Source organism: Microbacterium caowuchunii (assembly GCF_008727755.1).
Classification (GTDB): Bacteria; Actinomycetota; Actinomycetes; order Actinomycetales; family Microbacteriaceae; genus Microbacterium; species Microbacterium caowuchunii.
On sequence record NZ_CP044231.1, the window covers coordinates 536,395 to 556,814 of the forward strand.

Below are 20,420 nucleotides of genomic sequence, written 5' to 3' on the forward strand. Positions count from 1 at the left end.
CCGAGCCGGTCAGTCCTCCTGCGTGGGCCGGAGCTTCGCGGTGAGCCGCAGGAGGGTGCGCAGTTCGGCGTCGTCGAGGGATTTCATGCGTTCGGCGATCGACCGACCGTGCACGGCGGCGACGGAGCGGAAGACCCGATTGCCCTCCTCCGTGGCCCGCACGAGGGTGCCGCGTCCGTCCTCGGGGTCGGCGCATTTGGACACCAGTCCGCGGGTGACCATCCGATCGACCAAGCGGGACACGCTCGGCTGGCTGATGAGCATGTTGCGCGTGATGTCGCGTAGGCGCGCAGTCATGTCGGGCGCGCGGGAGACCGTCAGCAGGACGTCGTACTCGGCCTGCAGGAGCCCGCTGTCGTCGAAGTCTCGGGAGATGTCCTCGAAGATCTCGTGCTGGGCACGGAAGAGGCTCTCCCAGGCGTCGATGGCAAGCCGCCGGTCGGTCATGTCGATAGCGTAGTGGCCCGCTCCCTCTAGGCTGTGGGCATGAGCTGGGGATGGATGCGGCGTTCTCCGACCGGGCCGATTCTGGGCGTCGCGTTCGCCGCGATCCTGATGCTGCTGCTGGCCCTGCCCGGTCCGTCCGTGGCCCGGGCGGCCGCGGACGAGTTCACGATCGAATCCCTCGACGTGGATTACACGCTCAGTCGTGCAGAGGACGGCACCAGCCGGTTGCGGGTCGTGGAGACGTTCACCGTGGACTTCCCGACGTCCGACGAGAACCACGGGATGCGCCGGACGATCCCCGACGTGTACAACGGTCAGCCCCTGCATCCGGAGCTCGTCTCCATCACCGATGGGGAGGGTCGGGCCCGTCCGGCCGAGACCGACTCGGAGGACGAGGCGTTCTCCATGACCTCGCGGGTGAGCGGGTTCGTGCACGGGCGGGAGGTGTACGTCTTCACGTACGAGCTCGAGAACGTCACGTGGACGTTCGAGGACACCGGCGACGAGTTCTACTGGGACGTGAACGGCGTCGATTGGCCGGAATCGTTCCCCGAGATCACGGCGACGGTGCACGTCGACGAGTCGCTGGCCGGCGCGCTGACCGGTGACGCGGCGTGCTACGTGGGCGCGTACGGCGAGAGCACCCCGTGCGACATCTCCGCGGAGGGGGACACCTTCACCGCGAACGCCCAGGACGTCCGTCCGCACGAGACCGTCTCGGTGGCGATCGGCTTCGCTCCCGGCACCTTCGTCCTGTACGACACGGGATACTTCGCGTCGGTCTGGGGGTGGCTGCAGGCGGTGTCCGTCCTCGTCGCCCTGGGCGCGCTGGCGTGGGCCGTCGTCCTGCGCGCGGGCGTTCTGCGCAATGCCCCCGGCCGGTCCGTGATCATCGCCGAGTACACGCCGCCGACCGGCATCGACGCTCTCACGAGTGCGGTGCTGCTCGGCAAGTCGGGCAAGGCGATCGCGGCGGAGGTGCTGGAGCAGGCCGTGGTCGGCAGCATCCGCATCGAAGAGGGGGAGCCGGGGTTCTTCGGCGGCACCAAGCTCCGAGCCGTCCTGGTGGATCGGTCCCGGGCGGACCTGGACGGGCGCAAGCTGCTCGACGCGCTGTTCGATGAAGACGCCCAGCCGGGCGCCGTCTATGTCTTCGAGTCATCGAACGACAAGCTGGCGTCCGCGTCGCAGAAGATCATCGCGTGGGCGGGCAAGGAGCTCCGTCGCCGCGGCGTCTACCGGGCGGTCCCGAAGGGGACGCGGACGTGGCCGCTGGTCGCGCTCGGGGCCGGGGTCGCGGGAACCGCGGTCTTCGGGTTCACCGCGATCTCGGAGTACGTGGGGGAGGCGGTCCCGATCCTGCTCATCCTGGTGGTCGGTGTCGCGGCCGTCGCTGCGGCGCTCCTCCTCGCGCACCGTCCGTTGAGCGCGGCGGGCGCGGAGATGCGCGATCATCTGGCCGGGCTGAAGGAGTTCATCGCCTGGGCGGAGGCGGACCGCATCCGGATGCTGCAGTCCCCCCGCGGAGCCGAGCGGGTGGCCGTCGACACGAACGACCCGACGCAGATGCTCGCGATCTACGAACCCCTGCTTCCCTATGCCGTGGTGTTCGGCCAGGAGAAGGCGTGGGCGGAGCGACTGGCGACGTTCTACGACGACGGGCGCACGCCCGGCTGGTACGTGGGGACGGCCATGTTCAACGCGGCGGCATTCTCCTCCAGCATCGGCAAGCTCTCCGCCGAGGCCAGTTCCTCGTCGAGCTCGTCGGGCGGGTCCAAGGGCGGCGGGTACGCGGGCGGCGGTGGCGGCGGTGGGGGCGGCGGAGCGGTCTGAGCCCATCGGAGCGCGGGTAGAGTCGGTGCGATGAACCTCGTGCCTGCGCTCCGCCTACGCGGGGACGCGGCCGGGAGCACAGGGTGACGGACTTCGGGGCGGCGACCGGAACGGTTTCGACGGTCGCGCCGCAGCGGGTGCGCGGGGCATTGCCCTGGATCGTCTGGGTGCTGGGCACGCTGACCTATCTCGTCGCGATCGTCGGGCGGAGTTCCCTCGCCGGGCTCGGCACCGACGTCGCCGTCCGCTTCGATGCGGGGTCGGCGACCCTCGCCCTGTTCGCGACGCTGCAGTTGGCGGTGTACGGGGCTCTCCAGGTTCCCGCGGGGCTTCTGCTCGACCGGTTCGGGGCGCGGATCGTGGTGACGGCGGGCATGCTGATCATGGCGGGCGGTTCGGTGTGGCTCGCGTTCGCGGGGGACGCCACCACCGCGATCGCCGCGCGGGTGCTGACCGGGGCCGGGGACGCGCTGATCTTCCCCAGCATCCTGCGGCTGCTCGCCCTCTGGTTCCCGGCCCGGCGGGTGCCCTTCCTGCAGCAGATCACGGCGCAGATCGGGCAGCTCGGTCAGGTGCTGAGCGTCGTGGTCCTGACGCTCCTGGTGCACGTCGCGTCGTGGGAGTTCGCCTTCGGCGTCCTGGCGGCGACGTTCGTCGTGTTCGCGCTGCTGGACGCCGCCCTCATCCGGGAGCGCGATCGCCGTCCCGCGCGTTCGGCGGGCAGCCCGTCGCAGTTCGCGCTGTTGCGGGACGCGGTGCGGGAGCCGGGGACCCGGCTGGCGTTCTGGATCCATTTCGTGACGCCGTTCGCGGGGACGGCGTTCTCGCTGTTGTGGGGGATCCCCTTCCTCACCGCGGGCGAGGGGCTCTCCCGCGAGACCGCGAGCGTGGTCTTCGTCGTGTTCGTCCTCGGTGGTGTGGTGTTCGCTCCGCTGATGGGCCTGATCTCCGGTGCGCATCCTGGTGGGCGGGCGACGATCGCGGTGGTGTCGGTCCTGCTGCAAGCCGCTGCCCTCGGGGCCGTTCTGCTCATCCCCGGACCGGCGCCGTTGTGGCTGCTCGTGGTGTGGGTGCTGATGATCTCCAGCGGGGCGGCCGCGTCCATGCTGGCGTTCGACGTGGCCCGCCGGGACAATCCGCTCTCGCGGCTGTCGACGGCGACAGGCGTGGTCAACATGGGCGGGTTCATCGCGGCGCTCGTGGCCGTGTACCTCATCGGGTTGGTGCTGGATCTCCAGGGCGCGGACCCCGCCGCCTACACCCGCGTGGAACTGCGCTGGGCCATGGCCTCGGTGTGCGTGCTGTGGCTCGTCGGCCTGGTCGGGATCGCCGTCGAATCCCGTCGCCGCCGTCGCGCGCACCCGTGATGGACGCAGGCGCACACCCATGGCGGACGCAGACGCACACCATGGTGGATGCGGAGAGGGCCGGTCGGAGAGGCTTCCGACCGGCCCTTTTCCCTTTGCACCAAGAGAGTCCTGCAATCACATGTCGGTAGCCGCCACAGCAAAACAACTACCGTGCCCACACTGTATAACGAACACATAACGCAAGGGAAGACTTCGGCGTTATCTTTCCGTTATCTCCCGTGGGGTGGAAGTTTCGGGCGTCGTGCTGTCCTCAGAACGTTCTGGTGCTGCCGACTGCCTTATGCGCTACCGCATGCCGATCAGGTGGTCGTCACCGTCCGCGAGTTCGGTGAAGTCGAGATCTTGTTCGCGGAGATACGCGGCTGCCGCGTGCGCCCCGTTGAGGAGGCGTGGGGATGATTCGTGTACCAATAAGGTTCAGGGCCTCAGCTCGCATCGCCGTGTGGTAGCCAGCGGGCTGAGCCGATGGGTCGTCGATCGGGTCGATTCCGTGGAGGTCGACTGAGGTGAGGCATGCGCCCGCTGAGTAGCCGCCGTAGACAAGGCCTGGAGAGTCAGCAAGCGCTGACGCCAGTTGTGCTTCGGTCGCCGCGCGGGCGAGCGCGGTCCAGGTCACTCCTGGGAATTCGCAGCAGGCACATCTGCCTCCCGGTCAAAGTCGCTGTCATCGGACGGCCATGGTCAGAACGGTGGCGGGTCGCCGTCGGGGGTGAAGGTGACCGGCGGTCTGCCGGTGCCGACGAGGGATGCCGCGGTGGTGCCGGGGAGGGCGGGTCCGGGTGGGTGGTCGGTGTAGGTGTGTCCGGCGGGGGAGGTCCATTCCAGGATCCCGGCGGGGAGTTGTCTGACCCGCCAGGGTGTGGCGTGTTTGAGGGTGTGGTGTCCGCGGCAGAGGTGGGCGAGGTTGCCGGCGTCGGTGGGTCCGCCGTGGGCGTGGTCGCGGGTGTGGTCGATGTCGGAGCGGATGGCGGGCATGCGGCAGCCGGGGAATCGGCAGCGGTGGTCTCTGCCGCGGAGGAATCGTTTCAGGTCGGCGGTGGGTTGGTATCGGTCGGTGGTGAGCACGGCTCCGGTGATCGGATGGGTGAGGATCCGGTCCAACCCCGCACTGTTCCCGGCGAGGGTGCGAGCGGTGGCCGGGTCGATGGGGGAGGTTCCGGTGAGGTCGGCGGGGAGGTCGCTTCGCCCGAGGAGGGTGAGGACGGGGACGGTGACCTGCACGACCGCGCGGATCGCGCCGAGTCCGCCGTTCCCGTCGCCGGGAAGGTATGGGTCCGCACCAGGGGTCGTGGTGAGGAGCATGTCGGCGAGCAGGTCCGCGCGGATCTGATCGGTGGTCCGCTCATCCGACGCGAGGACCTCCGCGGGTGAGAGCTCCTCCTCCACTCCGCCCAGACTCTCCTGCTCCGCGCCCGCACCCGCCGCACCGGCACCCGACCCTGCTGCCACCCGCGCGCGTTCCCGGACGTCCTTCACCGCGGTGGCCTGTCGGGTGAGCCGGTCCAGGATCGCGTGCGCCAGCGTGGCCGGGAGGGTGACGATCAGTTCCGCCATCCCGTCTTCGAGAGGGAGGATCCGGACGCGGCGGTGTTCCCTCGCGTCCCGGTGCCGGTCGGTGAGCGTGCGGGGCTGCAGCGATTCCGCGAGCATCTGCAGCAGGGGTCTCGCCCGGTTGGGGGAGTTCTGCTCGCACTGCACGACCGCGGCCGCATCCAACAACGCCCGCGCTTCCGTATCCAGGGGTGCGCCGCATTCCACGACCAGGTCGACGTGCTGGCGGAGGATCCGGCCCTCCTCGAATGCGGCCATCGTTTCCGGGTAGTGGTCGATGAGGGTCATCGCCCGGTTCATCCGGGCGAGCACGGACCGGTCCGAGTCGTGCCACGCCGCCGCGATCTCCGCTGCGACGGACCGCAGTGCCATTTCCTTCGCCTGCACGGAGTTCTTCCCGGCTTGGCGCAGCGCGAACGCTCCCGCGTCGGCGAGGAACCGGACCTCGCCCGCATCACCGGCGTTCTTCTGCGCCAGCACCTGCCGCGAGGTGGACACCAGCCCCGCCAGCACAGCGGCGTCCGCGTCGCTGGTGCCGAAGGGGAGTCTCGAGGTCGTCATACCCCCATTCTGGTGAGGGCCACCGACATTCCCCGCCCCGATGAAGCCCAGATCAGCGGCCGAATGAAAACCCGTGGACAAGTCGCGAAACTACCCCCTGGGGAGGATGAGACGACAGGCGTATCCGGTAGCTCGAGCGGCGCGCTCCGGCGGTGCAACGTCCCCTCAGGGCGCGGGAACCTGGAGCACCGTGCGGACAGCGGTCCCGCCAGGGCGATCGCTGAACCAGGCCACCACGTTGGCGGGGCCCGACATCGTGTACCGCGAGGTCAGCACGAACTCCGTCGACTGGCCCGCCTCCAGCGGCGTCGGTTCGGGTGGCACCTCACGCAAGCGGCGTTTGTCCAGATCGGTGAGGCCCTCCATCCGCACCAGGTGCACCGTGCTCGGCCCGCTGTTCACGAGAGCCCACGTCTCCCCGGACCGGTGCACGACCCTGAGCGTCGATCCGCCCGCTCTCGCGCCGGAGACGAGGCCCTGCCGGCTCTCTACGCCGTCGGATGCTGCGGCAAGGCTCGCGCGTTGCTGTGCATCCCGTGCCCGGCGGTTGTTCTGGAGGGTCAGGTACCCGAAGACCGCCGCCACCACGACGGCGAGGGCGCTCGAGACGGAGCCCACCCACTGCGCGGCCAGCGCAGCGGACTCGTAGTCGGTCATGGCGGTGACAGTACCCCGCCGGAAGGTCTGCGGACGTGGATGACCGCGCGTCCGTGGTGCAGGAATGGTGAAGGGCCGGTCGGAGAGGCTTCCGGCCGGCCCTTGTCCCTTTGCACCAAGAGTGTCCTGCAATCACATGTCGAAAGCTGCCACAGCAAACAACTTCCGTGCGAGCACTCTATAACGGCGAGGTAACGGAGGGAAGGGTTCATCGTTATCTTTTCGTGATTTTCTTCCGGTCTCGTTGCGCCTCGTCGTCGGCGGACGGCAGGGGTTGCACCGCTCGGCCGTCGAGCAACGCCCTTCTCGGGAAGAAGCTTCGGCATCGGTGTTGCAAATGGCCGGTACCTAGTGTTACCTACTACCAGTAGTCAATACCACTAGGTACATCAGAGGAGAGGGGATCCGATGGGCAACCAGATGACCGAAATGCTCAAGGGCACCCTCGAGGGAATCGTGCTGGCGATCCTGGCCACGCAGCCCGCGTACGGCTACGAGATCACGGCGCGGTTGCGAGAGGAAGGATTCTCTGAGATCGCGGAGGGAACGGTCTATGCGCTGCTGGTCCGAATCGAGCAACGCGGCTTCGCGGACGTGGAGAAAGTCCCGTCGGAGAAGGGGCCGCCGCGCAAGGTCTACTCCCTCAACGCCCAGGGGCGGGCACAGCTCCGCGAGTTCTGGCACACGTGGGGCTTCCTCGCGGGCCGGATCGAACAGCTCCACCGTCACACACACACGCACCACGAAGGAGAGGGAGAGTAGGCATGGCCGCCAAGTGGATCGAGGCCCTCACCGGGTCGCTCGAGCAGAAGAAGCAGTACAAGGAGGCGATCGCCCGGATCGAGGCGCTGCCCGAGCCGTACCGCAGCACCGCGAAGGCACTGAATCGATACTTCATGTACGCCGGCGGATACACCGACGGCGAATCCCTCACCGTGATGATCGGCGACCACGCCGACCTGTGGGAGCGCGCCGCACTGGATGGCACGCCCGTGCGGGACATCGTGGGCGATGAACCCGTGGAGTTCGCCGAGTCCTTCATCCGCGCTTACGCGCGCAAGGAATGGATCGACAAGGAGCGTGCCCGTCTCGCCAAGTCGATCGACGCCGCCGTCGGCGATCGGGAAGACGAGACGAAGGCATGACCGCCCGGACCCACGAGCCCGCGATCCGGGTGCGGGGCATCACGAAGTCCTTCACGGACCTCCACGTGCTGCAGGGCATAGACCTGGACGTAGAGGCGGGCACCATCTTCGCCCTCCTCGGCTCCAACGGTGCGGGCAAGACGACGCTGGTGCGGATCCTGGCGACGCTGCTGAAAGCCGATTCGGGCAGCGCCGTTGTGAATGGCTTCGATGTGGCCGCAGCGCCGAACTACGTGCGCGAGTCGATCAGCCTGACCGGCCAGTTCGCCGCGGTGGATGAGGTTCTCACCGGCAGGGAGAACCTCATCCTGATCGCCCAGCTCCGCCACCTGAAGAGTCCCGCTGCGATCGCCGACGAGCTGCTCGATCGGTTCTCGCTCACTGATGCGGGCAACCGCAGAGCCGGCACGTATTCGGGTGGTATGCGCCGACGGCTCGACATCGCGATGAGCCTGATCGGCAACCCGCCCATCATCTTCCTCGACGAGCCGACGACCGGGCTCGATCCGCAGGCCCGCCTCGAGGTATGGCAGACGGTTCAGACGCTCGCCCAGGGCGGTACGACCGTGCTGCTGACGACGCAGTACCTCGACGAGGCCGAGCAACTGGCCGACCGGATCGCCATCCTGCACAAGGGCGCGATCATCCAGACGGGCACCCTCGCCCAGCTCAAGGAGCTCCTGCCACCGGCCGAGGTCGAGTACGTCGAGAAGCAGCCCTCCCTCGAGGAGGTGTACCTCTCCCTCGTCGGAGACGTCGGAGACGCCGGAGACGCCGGAGACACCGGAGAATCCGGCACCGCGGGCGGCACCGCGGCGTCCACAGGAAGGGAACCGCGATGACCACCCACGTCGTCGGCGACACCGGTGTCCTGACCGGCCGTTCGCTGCGTCACATCCTCCGCAGCCCTGACACCATCCTCACCACCGCGGTCACGCCGGTCGCGCTGATGCTGCTCTTCGTCTACGTGCTCGGCGGCGCGATCGACACAGGATCCGACGAGTCCTACATCAACTACATGCTCCCGGGCATCCTGCTCATCACGATCGCGTCGGGCGTGGCGTACACGGCATACCGGCTGTTCCTGGACATGCAGGGCGGGATCTTCGATCGCTTCCAGTCGATGCCGATCGCGCGCTCGAGCGTCCTTTGGGCACACGTGCTCACCTCACTGGTCGCGAACCTGGCCTCGATCGTCCTCGTCGTCGGTGTCGCGCTGCTGATGGGGTTCCGTACGGGCGCCTCGGTCGGGGCATGGTGTGCCCTCGCAGGCATCCTCATCCTGTTCACGCTCGCGCTGACCTGGCTCGCTGTCATCGCCGGACTCTCGGCGAAGACGGTGGATGGGGCGAGCGCATTCAGCTACCCGCTGATCTTCCTGCCGTTCATCAGCTCGGCGTTCGTGCCCACGGAGACGATGCCTGCCCCGGTCGCCTGGTTCGCCGAGCACCAGCCGGTGACGTCGATCGTGAACACGATCCGCGCGCTGTTCGCGCAGGTGCCGGTCGGGTCCGGCATCTGGATCGCCCTGGCCTGGCTGGTCGGCATCCTCGTCGTCGCCTACACCTTCGCTATCGCCATCTACCGCAGGAAGATCAGCTGAGGGGAGACCTCCCCTCGGATGCCTCACCCGACGTCGATGATCTCGCCCTCGCCGGGCATTCCCTGCGTCACGAGCGTGCTCGACCCTGCGAGTCGATAATCACGGAATGAGATGGGTAGGCCCCGCGCGAGCGACCAGTCCGCCGAATCGGTGGCGTGAAGGTGCACGTGCGGCTCCGTGCTGTTGCCCGAGTTTCCGCACTCGCCGACCTGGTCGCCCACCGAGACGGCATCGCCCGCCCGCACCCGCACGCTGCCCCGGCGCAGATGCGCGATCGTCAGGAACGGCCCGCCCTCGCCGAGGGACATGACGACGTGATTTCCCGCGATCGCGGCAGGACCTGACCGTATGCGCATCTGCTGGGTCGTAGCGTAGGAGAGGAGCGCGATGACCGACCGCCGCGCGACATGATCGTCCTCGCCGTCGAGCGTCGAGAAGACGACGCCTGTGGCGGGCGCGAGGATCGGTTGGCCGAAGCCCGTGAAGTGCTCCGGCGATTCGACCGATAGTCGGCTGCGCCACGAGGGCTGAGCGGAGCGGCCGCGCGCATCCACGGCGACGAAGTCGACGGCATACGTGAGGCCGAACAGATGGGTGCCGTGGCTCGGGATGCGGTGGGCCGGGCTGTTCTGTGTCAGCCAGCGTCCGCGGAACGGCGGTTCGAGGACGAGGGGATCGGGCATCGCAACTTCCGTGCGAAGAATCTATGAGTGCGAAGAATCTATAAGCGGGAGGTTACGAGAGCAAGAGGCCCCATCGTCGTGTCCGTCCACCCCGTCCGGCGCGTTCGATAGCCGTGTCAGGGTAGGGGCATGAGCAGCCGCCGCGACCCCCGCACGTACGACATGGAGCGGTTGCGAGCCGCGGTGTTCGAGGAACGCGGGGGTGAGGTCGACGACAGCATCCCGCAGCTCGCCGCCGCCGACGACGAGTTCTGCGCGATCGCGCTGGCGCTGCCCGATGGCGAGGTGCGCGGAAGCACGCAGGCTCGGATGGCTTTCAGTGTGCAGTCCGCGGTGAAGCCCTTCCTGTTCGCGCTCGCGCTGCTCGACACGGACGGCGCGGCTCTGGACCGCATCGGGATCGAGCCCACCGGCGAGGCCTTCGACGCGATCAAGCTGGAAAGCAGCACGGGTCGGCCGCCGAACCCCATGGTCAACGCCGGTGCGCTCCTGACGGCAGCGCTCGTGCACGGCGACGACGTCCAGGCGCGTGACGAGCGCATCCTCGAGGGGCTCTCGGCCTTCGCCGGCCGCGCGCTCGACGTCGACGAGGGGGTGGCGCGTGACGAGCACCTCCTCGGGGACCGGAATCACGCCCTCGCCCACCTCATGCGCGCCGAAGGCACTCTGAACGTCAGCGCCGATGACGCCGTCGCCGTCTACGCCCGTGCGTGCGCCGTGCTGGTGGATGCCGAGTCCCTCGCGGTGATGGGCGCGACCCTCGCGCTGGGCGGGCGCAACCCCGTGACCGGCGAGCAGGTGATCCCCGGCCGGGTGGCCCGCGACGTCGTGTCGGTGATGGCGACGTGCGGCGTGTACGACGGCTCCGGGCGATGGATGCGGGCCGTGGGGATCCCTGCCAAGTCGAGCGTCTCGGGGGCCATCGTGCTGGCCGCCCCTGGTCGGCTCGGCGCGGCCGCGGTCAGCCCGCCGCTGGACGAGCAGGGCACGAGCGTCCGCGGCCGCGCGGCCAGTCAGCGACTGAGCGACGACCTCGGCCTGCACGTCTTCGGTTCCGCGACGGGCCACTGACCGAGCGCATCGATCGCAACTAGGTGGATGCGGGCGCACCGACGAGCCGCTCCGCGAGGGCGGAGTCCAGCCGTTCCCCGCTGTCCACGTCGAACAGGTGGATGCGTCCGGGTCGGGGGATCGCGGAGACCGTGTCACCCGCATCGGGGTGGATCCGTCCGTCCACGCGCGCGATGATGTCGACGCGCTCACCATCGACCTCCGCGTGTCCATAGAGATAGCCGTCGGCGCCGAGCTCCTCGACGAGGTCCACGGTCACGGTGAGACCCGCATCCCTCGCCTCCCCGATGATCACGTCCTCCGGCCGGACGCCCAGGGTGACGCGGCGGCCGGCGGGTGCGAGCGCGACGCGGTCGACGGGAACCGTTCCGGTGCCGAAGCGAACCCCCTGTTCGTTCACGTCCGCGGCGAACAGGTTCATGGCGGGGGAGCCGATGAAGCCGGCGACGAAGACGTTCTTGGGACGTTCGTAGAGGTCGCGGGGGGTGCCGACCTGCTGGAGGAGGCCGTCCTTGAGGACGGCGATGCGGTCGCCCATGGTGAGGGCTTCGGTCTGGTCGTGGGTGACGTAGACGGTGGTGACGCCGAGGCGCCGCTGCAGGGACGCGATCTGGGTGCGGGTCTGCACGCGCAGCTTCGCGTCGAGGTTCGACAGGGGTTCGTCCATGAGGAACACCTGGGGCTGGCGGACGATGGCGCGGCCCATCGCGACGCGCTGACGCTGACCACCGGAGAGGGCCTTGGGTTTGCGGGTGAGGTACTGCTCGAGGTCGAGGAGCTTGGCGGCTTCGAGGACGCGGGTGGCGCGTTCTTCTTTGCCGACGTCGGCGATCTTGAGCGCGAAGCCCATGTTCTCGGCGACGGTCATGTGCGGGTAGAGCGCGTAGTTCTGGAAGACCATCGCGATGTCGCGGTCCTTCGGGGGCACGTCGGTCACGTCGCGGTCACCGATCAGGATGCGCCCGGCGCCCACCTCCTCGAGACCCGCGAGCATGCGCAGGGAGGTGGACTTCCCTGAGCCCGAGGGGCCGACCAGGACGAGGAACTCGCCGTCGTCGACGTGCAGGTCGAGTTCGTCGACCGCAGGGCGTGCGACGCCGGGATAGACCCGCGTCGCACGGTCGAACGTCACACTTGCCATTTCTTCTTTCCTTTCGCCGGCGCCGGTTGGCGGCCGGGATGTCGTGGTGAGGGAGGGGCCCGGCGCTCAGGCCGGGGGCGCGGTCAGGTCGACGCGTTCCGACTCGGCGTCGGTCCGCGCCGCGGCTGAGATCGCGTCGATGAGCCGGCGCAGGTCTCCGGCGGGGAGATCCGCGCCGAAGGTGGGGTGACCGGGCTGCAGGACGACGCCCGCGGCGAGCGGTCCGACGACGACGGGGTCGAAGCCCAGCGCGTCGATGAAGTCTGCGATGCGGACGAGGTCGCGAGCGTGGTCGCCCGCGATCGCGATGGCCTTCCGGCCGGGTGTTCCGGCCGGACGTGCCTCCTCCTGGAGGTCGTGGTAGCCCATGTGGTTGAGTGCTTTCACGACCCGCGAGCGCGCGAGGAAGTCCTGCACGATCTCGCTCGTCGAGGTGCGAGGATCGTCGAGGTCGTCGCGGATGCCGTCGGTCTCCCACCAGTAGTTCATGGCGTCCACGATGAGCTTGCCCGCGAGCTCTCCGACCGGGACGAGCCGGTGCTTGCCCAGCGGGAGGGCGAGAACGACGATGTCGGCCTCCCGGGCGGCCTCCGCGGGGCGGACGGCCGTCGCGCCGGGCGCGAGCACGTCGATCGTCAGGGCGATCCGGTCAGGGTCGCCGGAGCCTGCGATGAGGACCCGGTACCCCGCGGACACCGCCAGGCGCGCCAGCACGGTGCCGACCTTGCCGGCTCCGAGGATGCCGACGGTCGTGCCGGCTCGCGGGTGCATGTCGTTCCTCTCGTTCATCGCCGGAACGCCGCTCCGGTCATGGCCGGCCGGGGCGTCTCGGCGAGCAGCTCGCGGACCATCGGGATCACCTTCGTGCCGTACAGCTCGACCGCACGCAGCCGGGTGCTCGCCGCCAGGGCGCCGCCTGCCGTGTAGATGAGATCGAACCGGCCGACATCGAGCGTCCGGATGGCGTCGGCCATCTTGCGGGCGACGGTCTCGGGTGAACCGACGTAGAGCGAGCCGTGCGCGACGTCGGCCTCGAACTCCGCGGGCTGCAGCGGCGCCCAGCCGCGCTCGGCCCCGATCCGGTCCCGGATCACCTTGTAGCCGGGGTAGAAGAGCTCCTTCGCCTCCGCATCCGTCTCGGCGATGAAGCCGGGGGAGTGCATCCCCACGGGATGTGCGGTGGTGCCCAGTTGATCCGCGGCTCGGCGGTAGAGGTCCACGTACGGCGCGAATCGGGCGGGCGCCCCGCCGATGATGGCGAGCATCAACCGGAATCCGTAGTGCGCGGTGCGGATCACGGACTGCGGCGTCCCGCCGACGCCGACCCAGGTGCGCAAGTGTCCGGACTCGGTCTTGGGGAACACATCAGCCTCGTGCAGGGCCGCGCGCGTCGTCCCCTCCCAGGTGACCGGCTTCTCGTCGAGCAGGGCGTGGAACAGGTCGATCTTCTCGTCGAAGAGCACCTCGTAGTCGGAGAGGTCGTATCCGAACAGAGGGAACGACTCGGTGAAGGACCCGCGGCCGAGGATCACTTCGGCGCGCCCGCGCGAGAGGGCGTCGACCGTGGCGAAGCGCTCGAACACACGCACGGGGTCGTCGGAGGAGAGCACGGTCACCCCGGAACCGAGGCGGATGCGGTTCGTGACGGTGGCGATGCCGGCGAGCACCGTCTCCGGCGAGGAGATCGCGAACTCGGGGCGGTGGTGTTCGCCGATGGCGATCGCGTCGATGCCGATGTCGTCGCCGAGGACGGCCTCGGCGAGCGTGGCGCGGATGGCCTCGCCGTAGGACACGACGGCGCCGTGATCGTCGCGGGGCAGGTCTCCGAACGTGTCCATGCCGAACTCGAAGCGGGTGGGGTCGATCATGATGTCTTCCTTTCGTGGGTCTCAGGCGTGGACGGCGGTGCCGCCCTTGACGATCTCCGCCGGTGCGCGGCCAGTGAGCCGCCACTCACCGGGATCGTCGTGGAGCAGTTCGCGCACGAGCGGAACGACCCGCTCGCCGAAGAGACGGATGCTGGTCTCGCGGGCGTCGCGCGGCAGGTGCAGCACGTCGTACTTCAGGTCGAATCGGGACAGGTGGTTGGCGCGCACGACCGCCGCGATCCTTCGGGCCACCGTCTGCGGTGATCCGACGTACAGCGCACCCGAGTCGACCTCCTGCCGGTAGCGCTCCAGCGTCGGCGGGTAGAACCCGCGCTCCCTGCCGAGCGCCTCGACGACGGGCTCCCAATACCGCCAGTGCGTGTCCTTCGCCTCCTCATCCGTGTCGGCGATGAAGCCGAGGGAGTGCTGCCCGATGGGGAGCTCGGGGTGACCGAACCGCTCCAGTGCACGCAGGTACAGCTCGGCGTGCCCGGCGAAGCGCTCAGGGCGACCGCCGATGATCGCCATCATGAGGGGCAGACCGTGGCGGGCGGCGCGGATGACGGAGTCGGGGCTGCCGCCGATGCCGATCCAGGCGGGGATGCCGCCCTCCGGCATCCGCGGGTGCAGGCGGACGTCCAGCAGGGGAGCGCGGTATCCGCCTGTCCAGGTCACGCGATCCTCGCGCATCAGCCGGAGGAACAGGTCGAGCTTCTCCTCGAACAGCTGCTCGTACTCGGCGATGTCGTAGCCGAACAGCGGGAACGATTCCGTGGCCGAGGCGCGGCCCAGAACCAGATGCGCGCGCCCGCCGGAGAGTCCGTCGACGGTCGCGAACTGCTGGTACAGCCGTACCGGATCCTGCGTCGACAGGACGGTCACCGACGTGCCGAGACCGATCGTCGAGGTCGCCTGTCCGATCGCCGCCAGGATGACCGGAGTGGCCGAGTCGACCATTCCGTCCCGGTAATGCTCACCGACGCTGAAAGAATCGAGACCGACGTGCTCCGCGAGTCGCGCTTCGTCGACGAGCAGGCGGAGCGTCTCCGCATCCGACATCACCCGTCCGCCGTCCGTGGCGACGTCACCGAATGAGTCGAGGCCGAACTCGACATCCTCGATCCGAATGGCCATGGTCCGTGTCCCGTCCCGTCTCCGGTCCGTCCGGATTGACGTGTCAATGAGTAACATCGACGTTGACGTATCAATTCCCTCGGACGGAGACGAGCGAAATGGGCGAGACGCGCAGGACCATGCCCACCGGTGAGCAGCTGCGGATCTGGCGGGACTACGTCGAGACGGCGGAGGTCCTGCGCACGCGCCTCGGGAGTCGGATGCAGAGCGAGTCGTCCCTGTCGGCGGGCGACTACCAGGTGCTGCTCGCCCTCACGGAGGCGCCCCGGTACACGCTGCGGTCGTCGGAGCTGGCGACCCTCATCGGGTGGGAGCGCAGTCGGCTGTCGCATCATCTGGGTCGGATGGAGAAACGCCGGCTGATCTGTCGGGAGCCCTGCCCCGACGACGTGCACGGGATCGACGTGACCGCGACGGAGCACGGTCGCGAGACGTTCCGGGCGGGATCCGTCCCGCACCTGCGCGCCGTGCGGGAGTTGTTCCTCGACGCGCTGACCCCCGACCTCCTGGCGAGCCTCGATGAGATCGATTCCGCCCTGCGCCGGCATCTTCAGCTCGAACCGACCGGACCCCGGCGGGAACCGGCCGGGCCCCCGCGGGAACCGGCCGGGCTGGAAGCTCAGGCAGGAGCCGGCGCAGGCTGACCGTCAGAAGGGCGGCGGGTCGCCGTCGGGCGTGAAGGTGACGGGTGGTCTGCCGGCGACGGATGGCCTGTCGGCGTCGCGTGGTCCGCGGGCGTCTGGTGGCGTGCCGGTGCCGACGAGGGATGCCGCGGTGGCGCCGGGGAGGGCGGGTCCGGGTGGGTGGTCGGTGTAGGTGTGTCCGGCGGGGGAGGTCCATTCCAGGATCCCGTGGGGGAGTTGTCTGACTTTCCAGGGTGTGGCGTGTTTGAGGGTGTGGTGTCCGCGGCAGAGGTGGGCGAGGTTTCCGGCGTCGGTGGGTCCGCCGTGGGCGTGGTCGCGGGTGTGGTCGATGTCGGAGCGGATGGCGGGCATCCGGCAGCCGGGGAATCGGCAGCGGTGGTCTCTGCCGCGGAGGAATCGTTTCAGGTCGGCGGTGGGCTGGTATCGGTCGGTGGTGAGCACGGCCCCGGTGATCGGGTGGGTGAGGATCCGGTCCAGCCCCGTGCTGTTCCCGGCGAGGGTGCGAGCGGTGGCCGGGTCGATGGGGGACATCCCGGCGAGGTCGGCGGGGAGGTCGCTTTGCCCGAGGAGGGTGAGCACGGGGACGGTGACCTGCACGACGGCCCGGATCGCCCCCAACCCGTCGGCCCCGTCGCCGGGGAGGTGGGGGTCCGCACCAGGGGTGGTGGTGAGGAGCATGTCCGCGAGCAGGTCCGCGCGGATCTGATCGGTGGTCCGCTCATCCGATGCGAGGACTTCCGCCGGTGAGGGATCGTCATCCACCCCGCCCAGACCGTCCTGTGCCGCGACCGCAGCCGCATTCTCCCGCTGCTCTCCTGCTGTCACCCGCGCGCGTTCCCGGACGTCCTTCACCGCGGTGGCCTGTCGGGTGAGCCGGTCCAGGATCGCGTGTGCCAGCGTGGCCGGGAGGGTGACGATCAGTTCGGCCATGCCGTCGTCCAACGGGAGGATGCGGACGCGGCGGTGTTCCCTCGCGTCTTGGTGCCGGTCGGTGAGTGTGCGGGGCTGCAGCGATTCCGCGAGCATCTGCAGCAGGGGTCTCGCCCGGTTGGGGGAGTTCTGCTCGCACTGCACGACCGCGGCCGCATCCAACAACGCCCGCGCTTCCGTATCCAACGGGGCGCCGCATTCCACGACCAGGTCGACGTGCCGGCGGAGGATCCGGCCCTGCTCGAATGCGGCCATCGTTTCCGGGTAGTGGTCGACGAGGGTCATCGCCCGGTTCATCCGGGAGAGCACGGACCGGTCCGAGTCGTGCCACGCCGCCGCGATCTCCGCTGCGACGGACCGCAGTGCCATCTCCTTGGCCTGCACGGAGTTCTTCCCGGCCTGCCGGAGCGCGAACGTACCGGCGTCGGCGAGGAACCGGACCTCGCCCGCATCACCGGCGTTCTTCTGCGCCAGCACCTGCCGCGATGTCGACACCAACCCGGCCAGCACAGCGGCGTCCGCGTCGCTGGTGCCGAAGGGGAGTCTCGATGTCATACCCCCATTCTGGTGAGGGCCACCGACATTCCCCGCCCCGATGAAGCCCCAGATCAGGAGCTGATTCAAACCCGTGGATAACTCGCGAAATCGTCCCCTGTGGAGGAGGACAGAACGGGTCACCGAAACCGCAATCGACCAAGCGCGTCACCGACACCGCCATCGACCAAGCGCGACACCGACACCGCCACCGCCACCGCCACCGCCAGTGCTCAGGACCCGCGCCATCGATACTCAGCGCGTGCGGGCGGGGTGCGGGTTTCCCCCGAGCAGACGTGCTCCATTCCCGTCGGGGACGTCAATGCGCCTGCCCTCAGCGGCTGGGATGGATCGCGGCAGCCGCCCGCACAGGAGGAGGTGAGCGTGCACGGGATGACCGAGGACGTCGAGGTCTCCCTGGGCGCACTACCGGCCGGTGTGCGTGGTGGGCCGAGCCACCGGAGGCGAAGCGGTCGCCGCAGGAGATGCGGCATTGCCGCCCAGAGCCTCCGCAGCCACCGGTTCGAAAGGAGATCCCATGAGGAAGCTCGTTGCGAGTGCCGCTGCGGCACTCCTCATCGGCGCGAGCCCGCTCATGCTCGGCGCATCCGCCGCGAACGCTGCGGACGGCGCCGGGTTCACGCTCACTGCATCAGCCGCGAACGTCGCGGAGGGCGCCGAGATCACGCTCGATGCCCCCGCCGCGAACGTCGGGGTGAACGCCGTGTGCGTTCCGAGCGAGGCCTGGACCGAGACGGTCGTCATCACCCCGGAGGTGCCGGCCGTTCCCGCCATCCCGGCGGTTCCCGAAATCCCCGAGATCAGCCACATCGAAATCGTCGTCATCCAGGAGGCGTGGACCGAGACGGTCATCGACAAGGAGGCCTGGGACGAGGAGGTGTTCGATCACTGGCAGCACTACTCGTGGACCGGCGGTCCGCACACCTCCGACAGCGCTCCGACCTTCCCGAGCGGCGACTGGCAGGCGAACGTGCAGGGTGACCCGCACGGCATCGGTGTCGCGGGCGCGTACTTCCGTTCCCACGGCAACGCGGGCAACGGCGACTGGTTCTACCTCGAAGCGGTCACCAAGACCGTGCATCACGAGGCGGAGACGCACACCGTCGAGCACCCGGCCGTGACGGAAGAGGTCAAGGTCGTGGACCAGGAGTACGTCCCCGGTATCCCCGGAGTCCCCGGTAAGCCGGCGATTCCGGCCGTCACCGAGGAGATCCAGCACCCCGCAGTCGAGTGCACGGCAACTCCTGCGGTGATCACGAAGACGAAGACGACGGCGGCGGCTGAGAAGGCCGCGCCCGCCCAGCCGACGGCTCTGGCCGTGACGGGCACGAACGCCGGACTCCCCGTCCTGTTCGGCGGCGCAGGAGCGCTCGCCCTCGGTCTGCTGCTCATGGGAATCCGTCGATTCGCCCGAGAATGACCGGCTCCGCCCTCGCCGGGGTGCGAGGGCCACTCTGGACCCCGGCCCGCGCCCGAACGCGGGCCGGGGTCCTCGTCTTCTCCGCGTCCGTTCGTCCCGGCGCCGCGACCGAGATCGCGGATCCCGAAGACCGAGCGTCCCCGGGCGGTGAACTCAGAATGGATACGGCCGGATGCGGGACTGCACCGTCACCCACTGGGTGTCGGTGAACGCCTCGATGTTGGCCTCATGGCCGCCGAAGCGGGCGCCGTTGCCGGAGAAACCCGTGCCGCCGAAGGGGGCCTGCGCCTCGTCGTCCACCGTCTGATCGTTGATGTGCAGGATGCCGCAGCGCAGATGATCGCCGAACTCCAGTGCCGCGAAGGCGTCTCCGGCCAGGATCGAGACCGACAGCCCGTACTCGCTGCCGTTCACGATGTCGGCGGCCTCGTCTGCATCCTCGAAGCGCAGGATGGGTGCCACCGGGCCGAAGACCTCCTCGGTGAAAGCGGGATGGTCGGTGCGGACGTCTGCGAGCACGGTCGGCTGGTAGAAGAGGCCGGTGTAATTCCCTCCGGCCAGCAGATTCGCCCCGGCTTCCACGCTTGCGGTGACGAGATCATGGACGCGGTCGCGCTGATGCGCGTCGATGACGGGCCCGAGCGGCGCACCGGTGGAGGGGTCTGCGGCGACGAGGGCGCGGGCCTTCTGTGCCAGCAGTGTCGTGTACTCGTCGTAGACGTCCGCGTGCACGACGTGGCGCCCGGTCGTCATGCAGATCTGTCCCTGATGCAGGAAAGACCCCCACGCGCCGGCGGATGCGGCTGCCGCCACGTCCACATCGGGCATCACGATCATGGCGTTGTTGCCGCCGAGCTCCAGGTGCGCACGCTTGAGGTGTCGACCCGCTCGTTCGCCGATGGCGCGACCGGCGCTGGTCGACCCGGTGAACGAGATCACGGGCACCGCGGGGTGGTCGACGAGGACCCCGGCGGCCTCCACGCCGCCCGGGACGACGGCGAACACCCCTTCGGGAAGCCCGGCCTCCTCCAGGATGGCGGCGAGGAAGAGCCCGCCGGAGATCGCGGTGCGCGGATCGGGTTTGAGGACGACCGCGTTCCCGAGCGCGAGCGCGGGGAACACCGAGCGTGCGGCCAGGATCGCCGGGAAGTTGAAGGGCGAGATCACCCCGACCACGCCGACCGGACGGCGACGTGCCATGCTCAGCCGCGGCTGGGCGGACGTGAGCAGCTGCCCGTAGGGCATGAGCGCGGTCGCCGCGGCCTGGTGCAGCTCGGCGGCGACGAGTCCGACTTCGAACGCAGCCTTCCCCTGGGCCGATCCCGCCTCGGTGACGAGCCAGCCGATGAGCACGTCGGCATGCTCCTCGACGAGCGCGGCGGCGCGCCGCATCACGGTGGCGCGTTCCTCCGCCGATACCGCCGCCCAGGAAGGCTGGGCGGTGTCGGCGCGGTCCACCGCGTCGGCCATGTCCTCCGGACTGCCGATGCCGATCTCGGCCAGTGCGGCGCCGGTCGAGGGTGAGGTCACCCCCACGGTCTCGTGGAAGTGCACCCAGCCGCCCGAATAGCCCCGCCCATTCCAGAGGTCCTGCGCGAAGAACGTCATCGTCTCTCCCGTCGTCGTCGTGCCGACATCTTGCCACCACGGTGGCCCACCGTGGGCCGTGGCGGGGGAGGGCGGGGCGGTTTGCGCCGCGACACTGCCGCGGTCTACGGTGGTCAGGTAAGCCTCACCTAACCACGGATGCTCCCGCGTGGAATCCGGAACAGGTGAGACATCCCCACCGCACACACCTGGAGCCCAC

General features: G+C 69.2%; 19 protein-coding genes. 9 read left to right on the forward strand and 10 right to left on the reverse strand.

Features of this window, described 5'->3' with window-relative positions; all coding sequences use genetic code 11:
* Nucleotides 1-9 precede the first annotated feature (9 nt).
* Nucleotides 10-447 (reverse strand): MarR family winged helix-turn-helix transcriptional regulator, encoded by a 438-nt coding sequence (locus F6J84_RS02470; protein ID WP_150971080.1) that lies wholly within the window; start codon nt 445-447, stop codon nt 10-12.
* Between the two features lie 39 nt (nt 448-486).
* On the opposite strand from F6J84_RS02470, the gene F6J84_RS02475 reads away from it, so the two are divergent.
* The gene (locus F6J84_RS02475; RefSeq protein WP_238702570.1) at nt 487-2,280 is read left to right on the forward strand and encodes a DUF2207 domain-containing protein; all 1,794 of its coding nucleotides are present in this window, start codon (nt 487-489) and stop codon (nt 2,278-2,280) included.
* Nucleotides 2,281-2,363: 83 nt separating this feature from the next.
* Nucleotides 2,364-3,647, forward strand: coding sequence for an MFS transporter (locus F6J84_RS02480; RefSeq protein WP_238702571.1), 1,284 nt, complete (start codon nt 2,364-2,366; stop codon nt 3,645-3,647).
* 684 nt (nt 3,648-4,331) lie between these two features.
* Here the strand turns inward: F6J84_RS02480 and F6J84_RS02485 are convergent.
* Together F6J84_RS02485 and F6J84_RS02490 are read right to left on the reverse strand one after the other, a co-directional pair.
* A complete protein-coding gene (locus F6J84_RS02485) occupies nt 4,332-5,762 on the reverse strand; it encodes an HNH endonuclease signature motif containing protein (RefSeq protein WP_150971082.1) in 1,431 nt (476 codons plus the stop codon).
* 165 nt (nt 5,763-5,927) lie between these two features.
* Nucleotides 5,928-6,419: a hypothetical protein gene (locus F6J84_RS02490; protein ID WP_150971084.1), complete on the reverse strand. Its 492-nt coding sequence runs from the start codon at nt 6,417-6,419 to the stop codon at nt 5,928-5,930.
* 408 nt (nt 6,420-6,827) lie between these two features.
* Here F6J84_RS02490 and F6J84_RS02495 point away from each other — a divergent pair, with 408 nt between their 5' ends.
* The 4 genes from F6J84_RS02495 to F6J84_RS02510 are packed head-to-tail and all read left to right on the forward strand — an operon-like array spanning nt 6,828 to nt 9,167.
* Nucleotides 6,828-7,181, forward strand: coding sequence for a PadR family transcriptional regulator (locus tag F6J84_RS02495; protein WP_150971086.1), 354 nt, complete (start codon nt 6,828-6,830; stop codon nt 7,179-7,181).
* A 2-nt stretch (nt 7,182-7,183) separates the two neighbouring features.
* Entirely contained in the window at nt 7,184-7,564 is a 381-nt protein-coding gene (locus tag F6J84_RS02500) for a DUF1048 domain-containing protein (RefSeq protein ID WP_150971088.1), read from the forward strand.
* Complete coding sequence (locus tag F6J84_RS02505) at nt 7,561-8,406, forward strand: ABC transporter ATP-binding protein (protein ID WP_150971090.1); 846 nt, start codon at nt 7,561-7,563, stop codon at nt 8,404-8,406. Before F6J84_RS02500 ends, F6J84_RS02505 begins: the two co-directional genes overlap by 4 nt.
* Nucleotides 8,403-9,167, forward strand: a complete 765-nt coding sequence (locus F6J84_RS02510) for an ABC transporter permease (protein ID WP_150971092.1) — start codon at nt 8,403-8,405, stop codon at nt 9,165-9,167. Before F6J84_RS02505 ends, F6J84_RS02510 begins: the two co-directional genes overlap by 4 nt.
* Before the next feature lie 23 nt (nt 9,168-9,190).
* On the opposite strand, the gene F6J84_RS02515 is transcribed toward F6J84_RS02510, so the two are convergent.
* Nucleotides 9,191-9,850 carry a M23 family metallopeptidase gene (locus tag F6J84_RS02515; protein WP_150971094.1) on the reverse strand — a complete coding sequence of 220 codons (660 nt, stop codon included), beginning with the start codon at nt 9,848-9,850 and terminating at the stop codon, nt 9,191-9,193.
* 129 nt (nt 9,851-9,979) lie between these two features.
* Here F6J84_RS02515 and glsA point away from each other — a divergent pair, with 129 nt between their 5' ends.
* A complete protein-coding gene (gene glsA, locus F6J84_RS02520) occupies nt 9,980-10,921 on the forward strand; it encodes a glutaminase A (protein WP_150971096.1) in 942 nt (313 codons plus the stop codon).
* A 19-nt stretch (nt 10,922-10,940) separates the two neighbouring features.
* Here the strand turns inward: glsA and F6J84_RS02525 are convergent, their stop codons facing one another.
* From F6J84_RS02525 to F6J84_RS02540, 4 genes are all read right to left on the reverse strand, one after another.
* Nucleotides 10,941-12,062 carry an ABC transporter ATP-binding protein gene (locus F6J84_RS02525; RefSeq protein ID WP_150971098.1) on the reverse strand — a complete coding sequence of 374 codons (1,122 nt, stop codon included), beginning with the start codon at nt 12,060-12,062 and terminating at the stop codon, nt 10,941-10,943.
* Between the two features lie 66 nt (nt 12,063-12,128).
* Nucleotides 12,129-12,851, reverse strand: a complete 723-nt coding sequence (locus F6J84_RS02530) for an NADPH-dependent F420 reductase (RefSeq protein WP_238702572.1) — start codon at nt 12,849-12,851, stop codon at nt 12,129-12,131.
* Nucleotides 12,848-13,930, reverse strand: a complete 1,083-nt coding sequence (locus F6J84_RS02535; protein ID WP_150971100.1) for an LLM class flavin-dependent oxidoreductase — start codon at nt 13,928-13,930, stop codon at nt 12,848-12,850. Before F6J84_RS02535 ends, F6J84_RS02530 begins: the two co-directional genes overlap by 4 nt.
* A 21-nt stretch (nt 13,931-13,951) precedes the next feature.
* A complete protein-coding gene (locus F6J84_RS02540) occupies nt 13,952-15,064 on the reverse strand; it encodes an LLM class flavin-dependent oxidoreductase (RefSeq protein ID WP_150971102.1) in 1,113 nt (370 codons plus the stop codon).
* 119 nt (nt 15,065-15,183) lie between these two features.
* On the opposite strand from F6J84_RS02540, the gene F6J84_RS02545 reads away from it, so the two are divergent.
* Entirely contained in the window at nt 15,184-15,708 is a 525-nt protein-coding gene (locus F6J84_RS02545) for a MarR family winged helix-turn-helix transcriptional regulator (protein ID WP_238702573.1), read from the forward strand.
* 3 nt (nt 15,709-15,711) lie between these two features.
* Here F6J84_RS02545 and F6J84_RS02550 read toward each other — a convergent pair whose 3' ends face one another.
* The gene (locus F6J84_RS02550) at nt 15,712-17,193 is read right to left on the reverse strand and encodes an HNH endonuclease signature motif containing protein (RefSeq protein ID WP_150971106.1); all 1,482 of its coding nucleotides are present in this window, start codon (nt 17,191-17,193) and stop codon (nt 15,712-15,714) included.
* Between the two features lie 517 nt (nt 17,194-17,710).
* Here F6J84_RS02550 and F6J84_RS02555 point away from each other — a divergent pair.
* On the forward strand, nt 17,711-18,613 hold the full coding sequence (locus tag F6J84_RS02555) for a hypothetical protein (protein ID WP_150971108.1): 903 nt from the start codon (nt 17,711-17,713) through the stop codon (nt 18,611-18,613).
* 153 nt (nt 18,614-18,766) lie between these two features.
* Here the strand turns inward: F6J84_RS02555 and F6J84_RS02560 are convergent, their stop codons facing one another.
* Complete coding sequence (locus F6J84_RS02560; protein WP_150971110.1) at nt 18,767-20,221, reverse strand: aldehyde dehydrogenase family protein; 1,455 nt, start codon at nt 20,219-20,221, stop codon at nt 18,767-18,769.
* Nucleotides 20,222-20,420 lie beyond the last annotated feature (199 nt).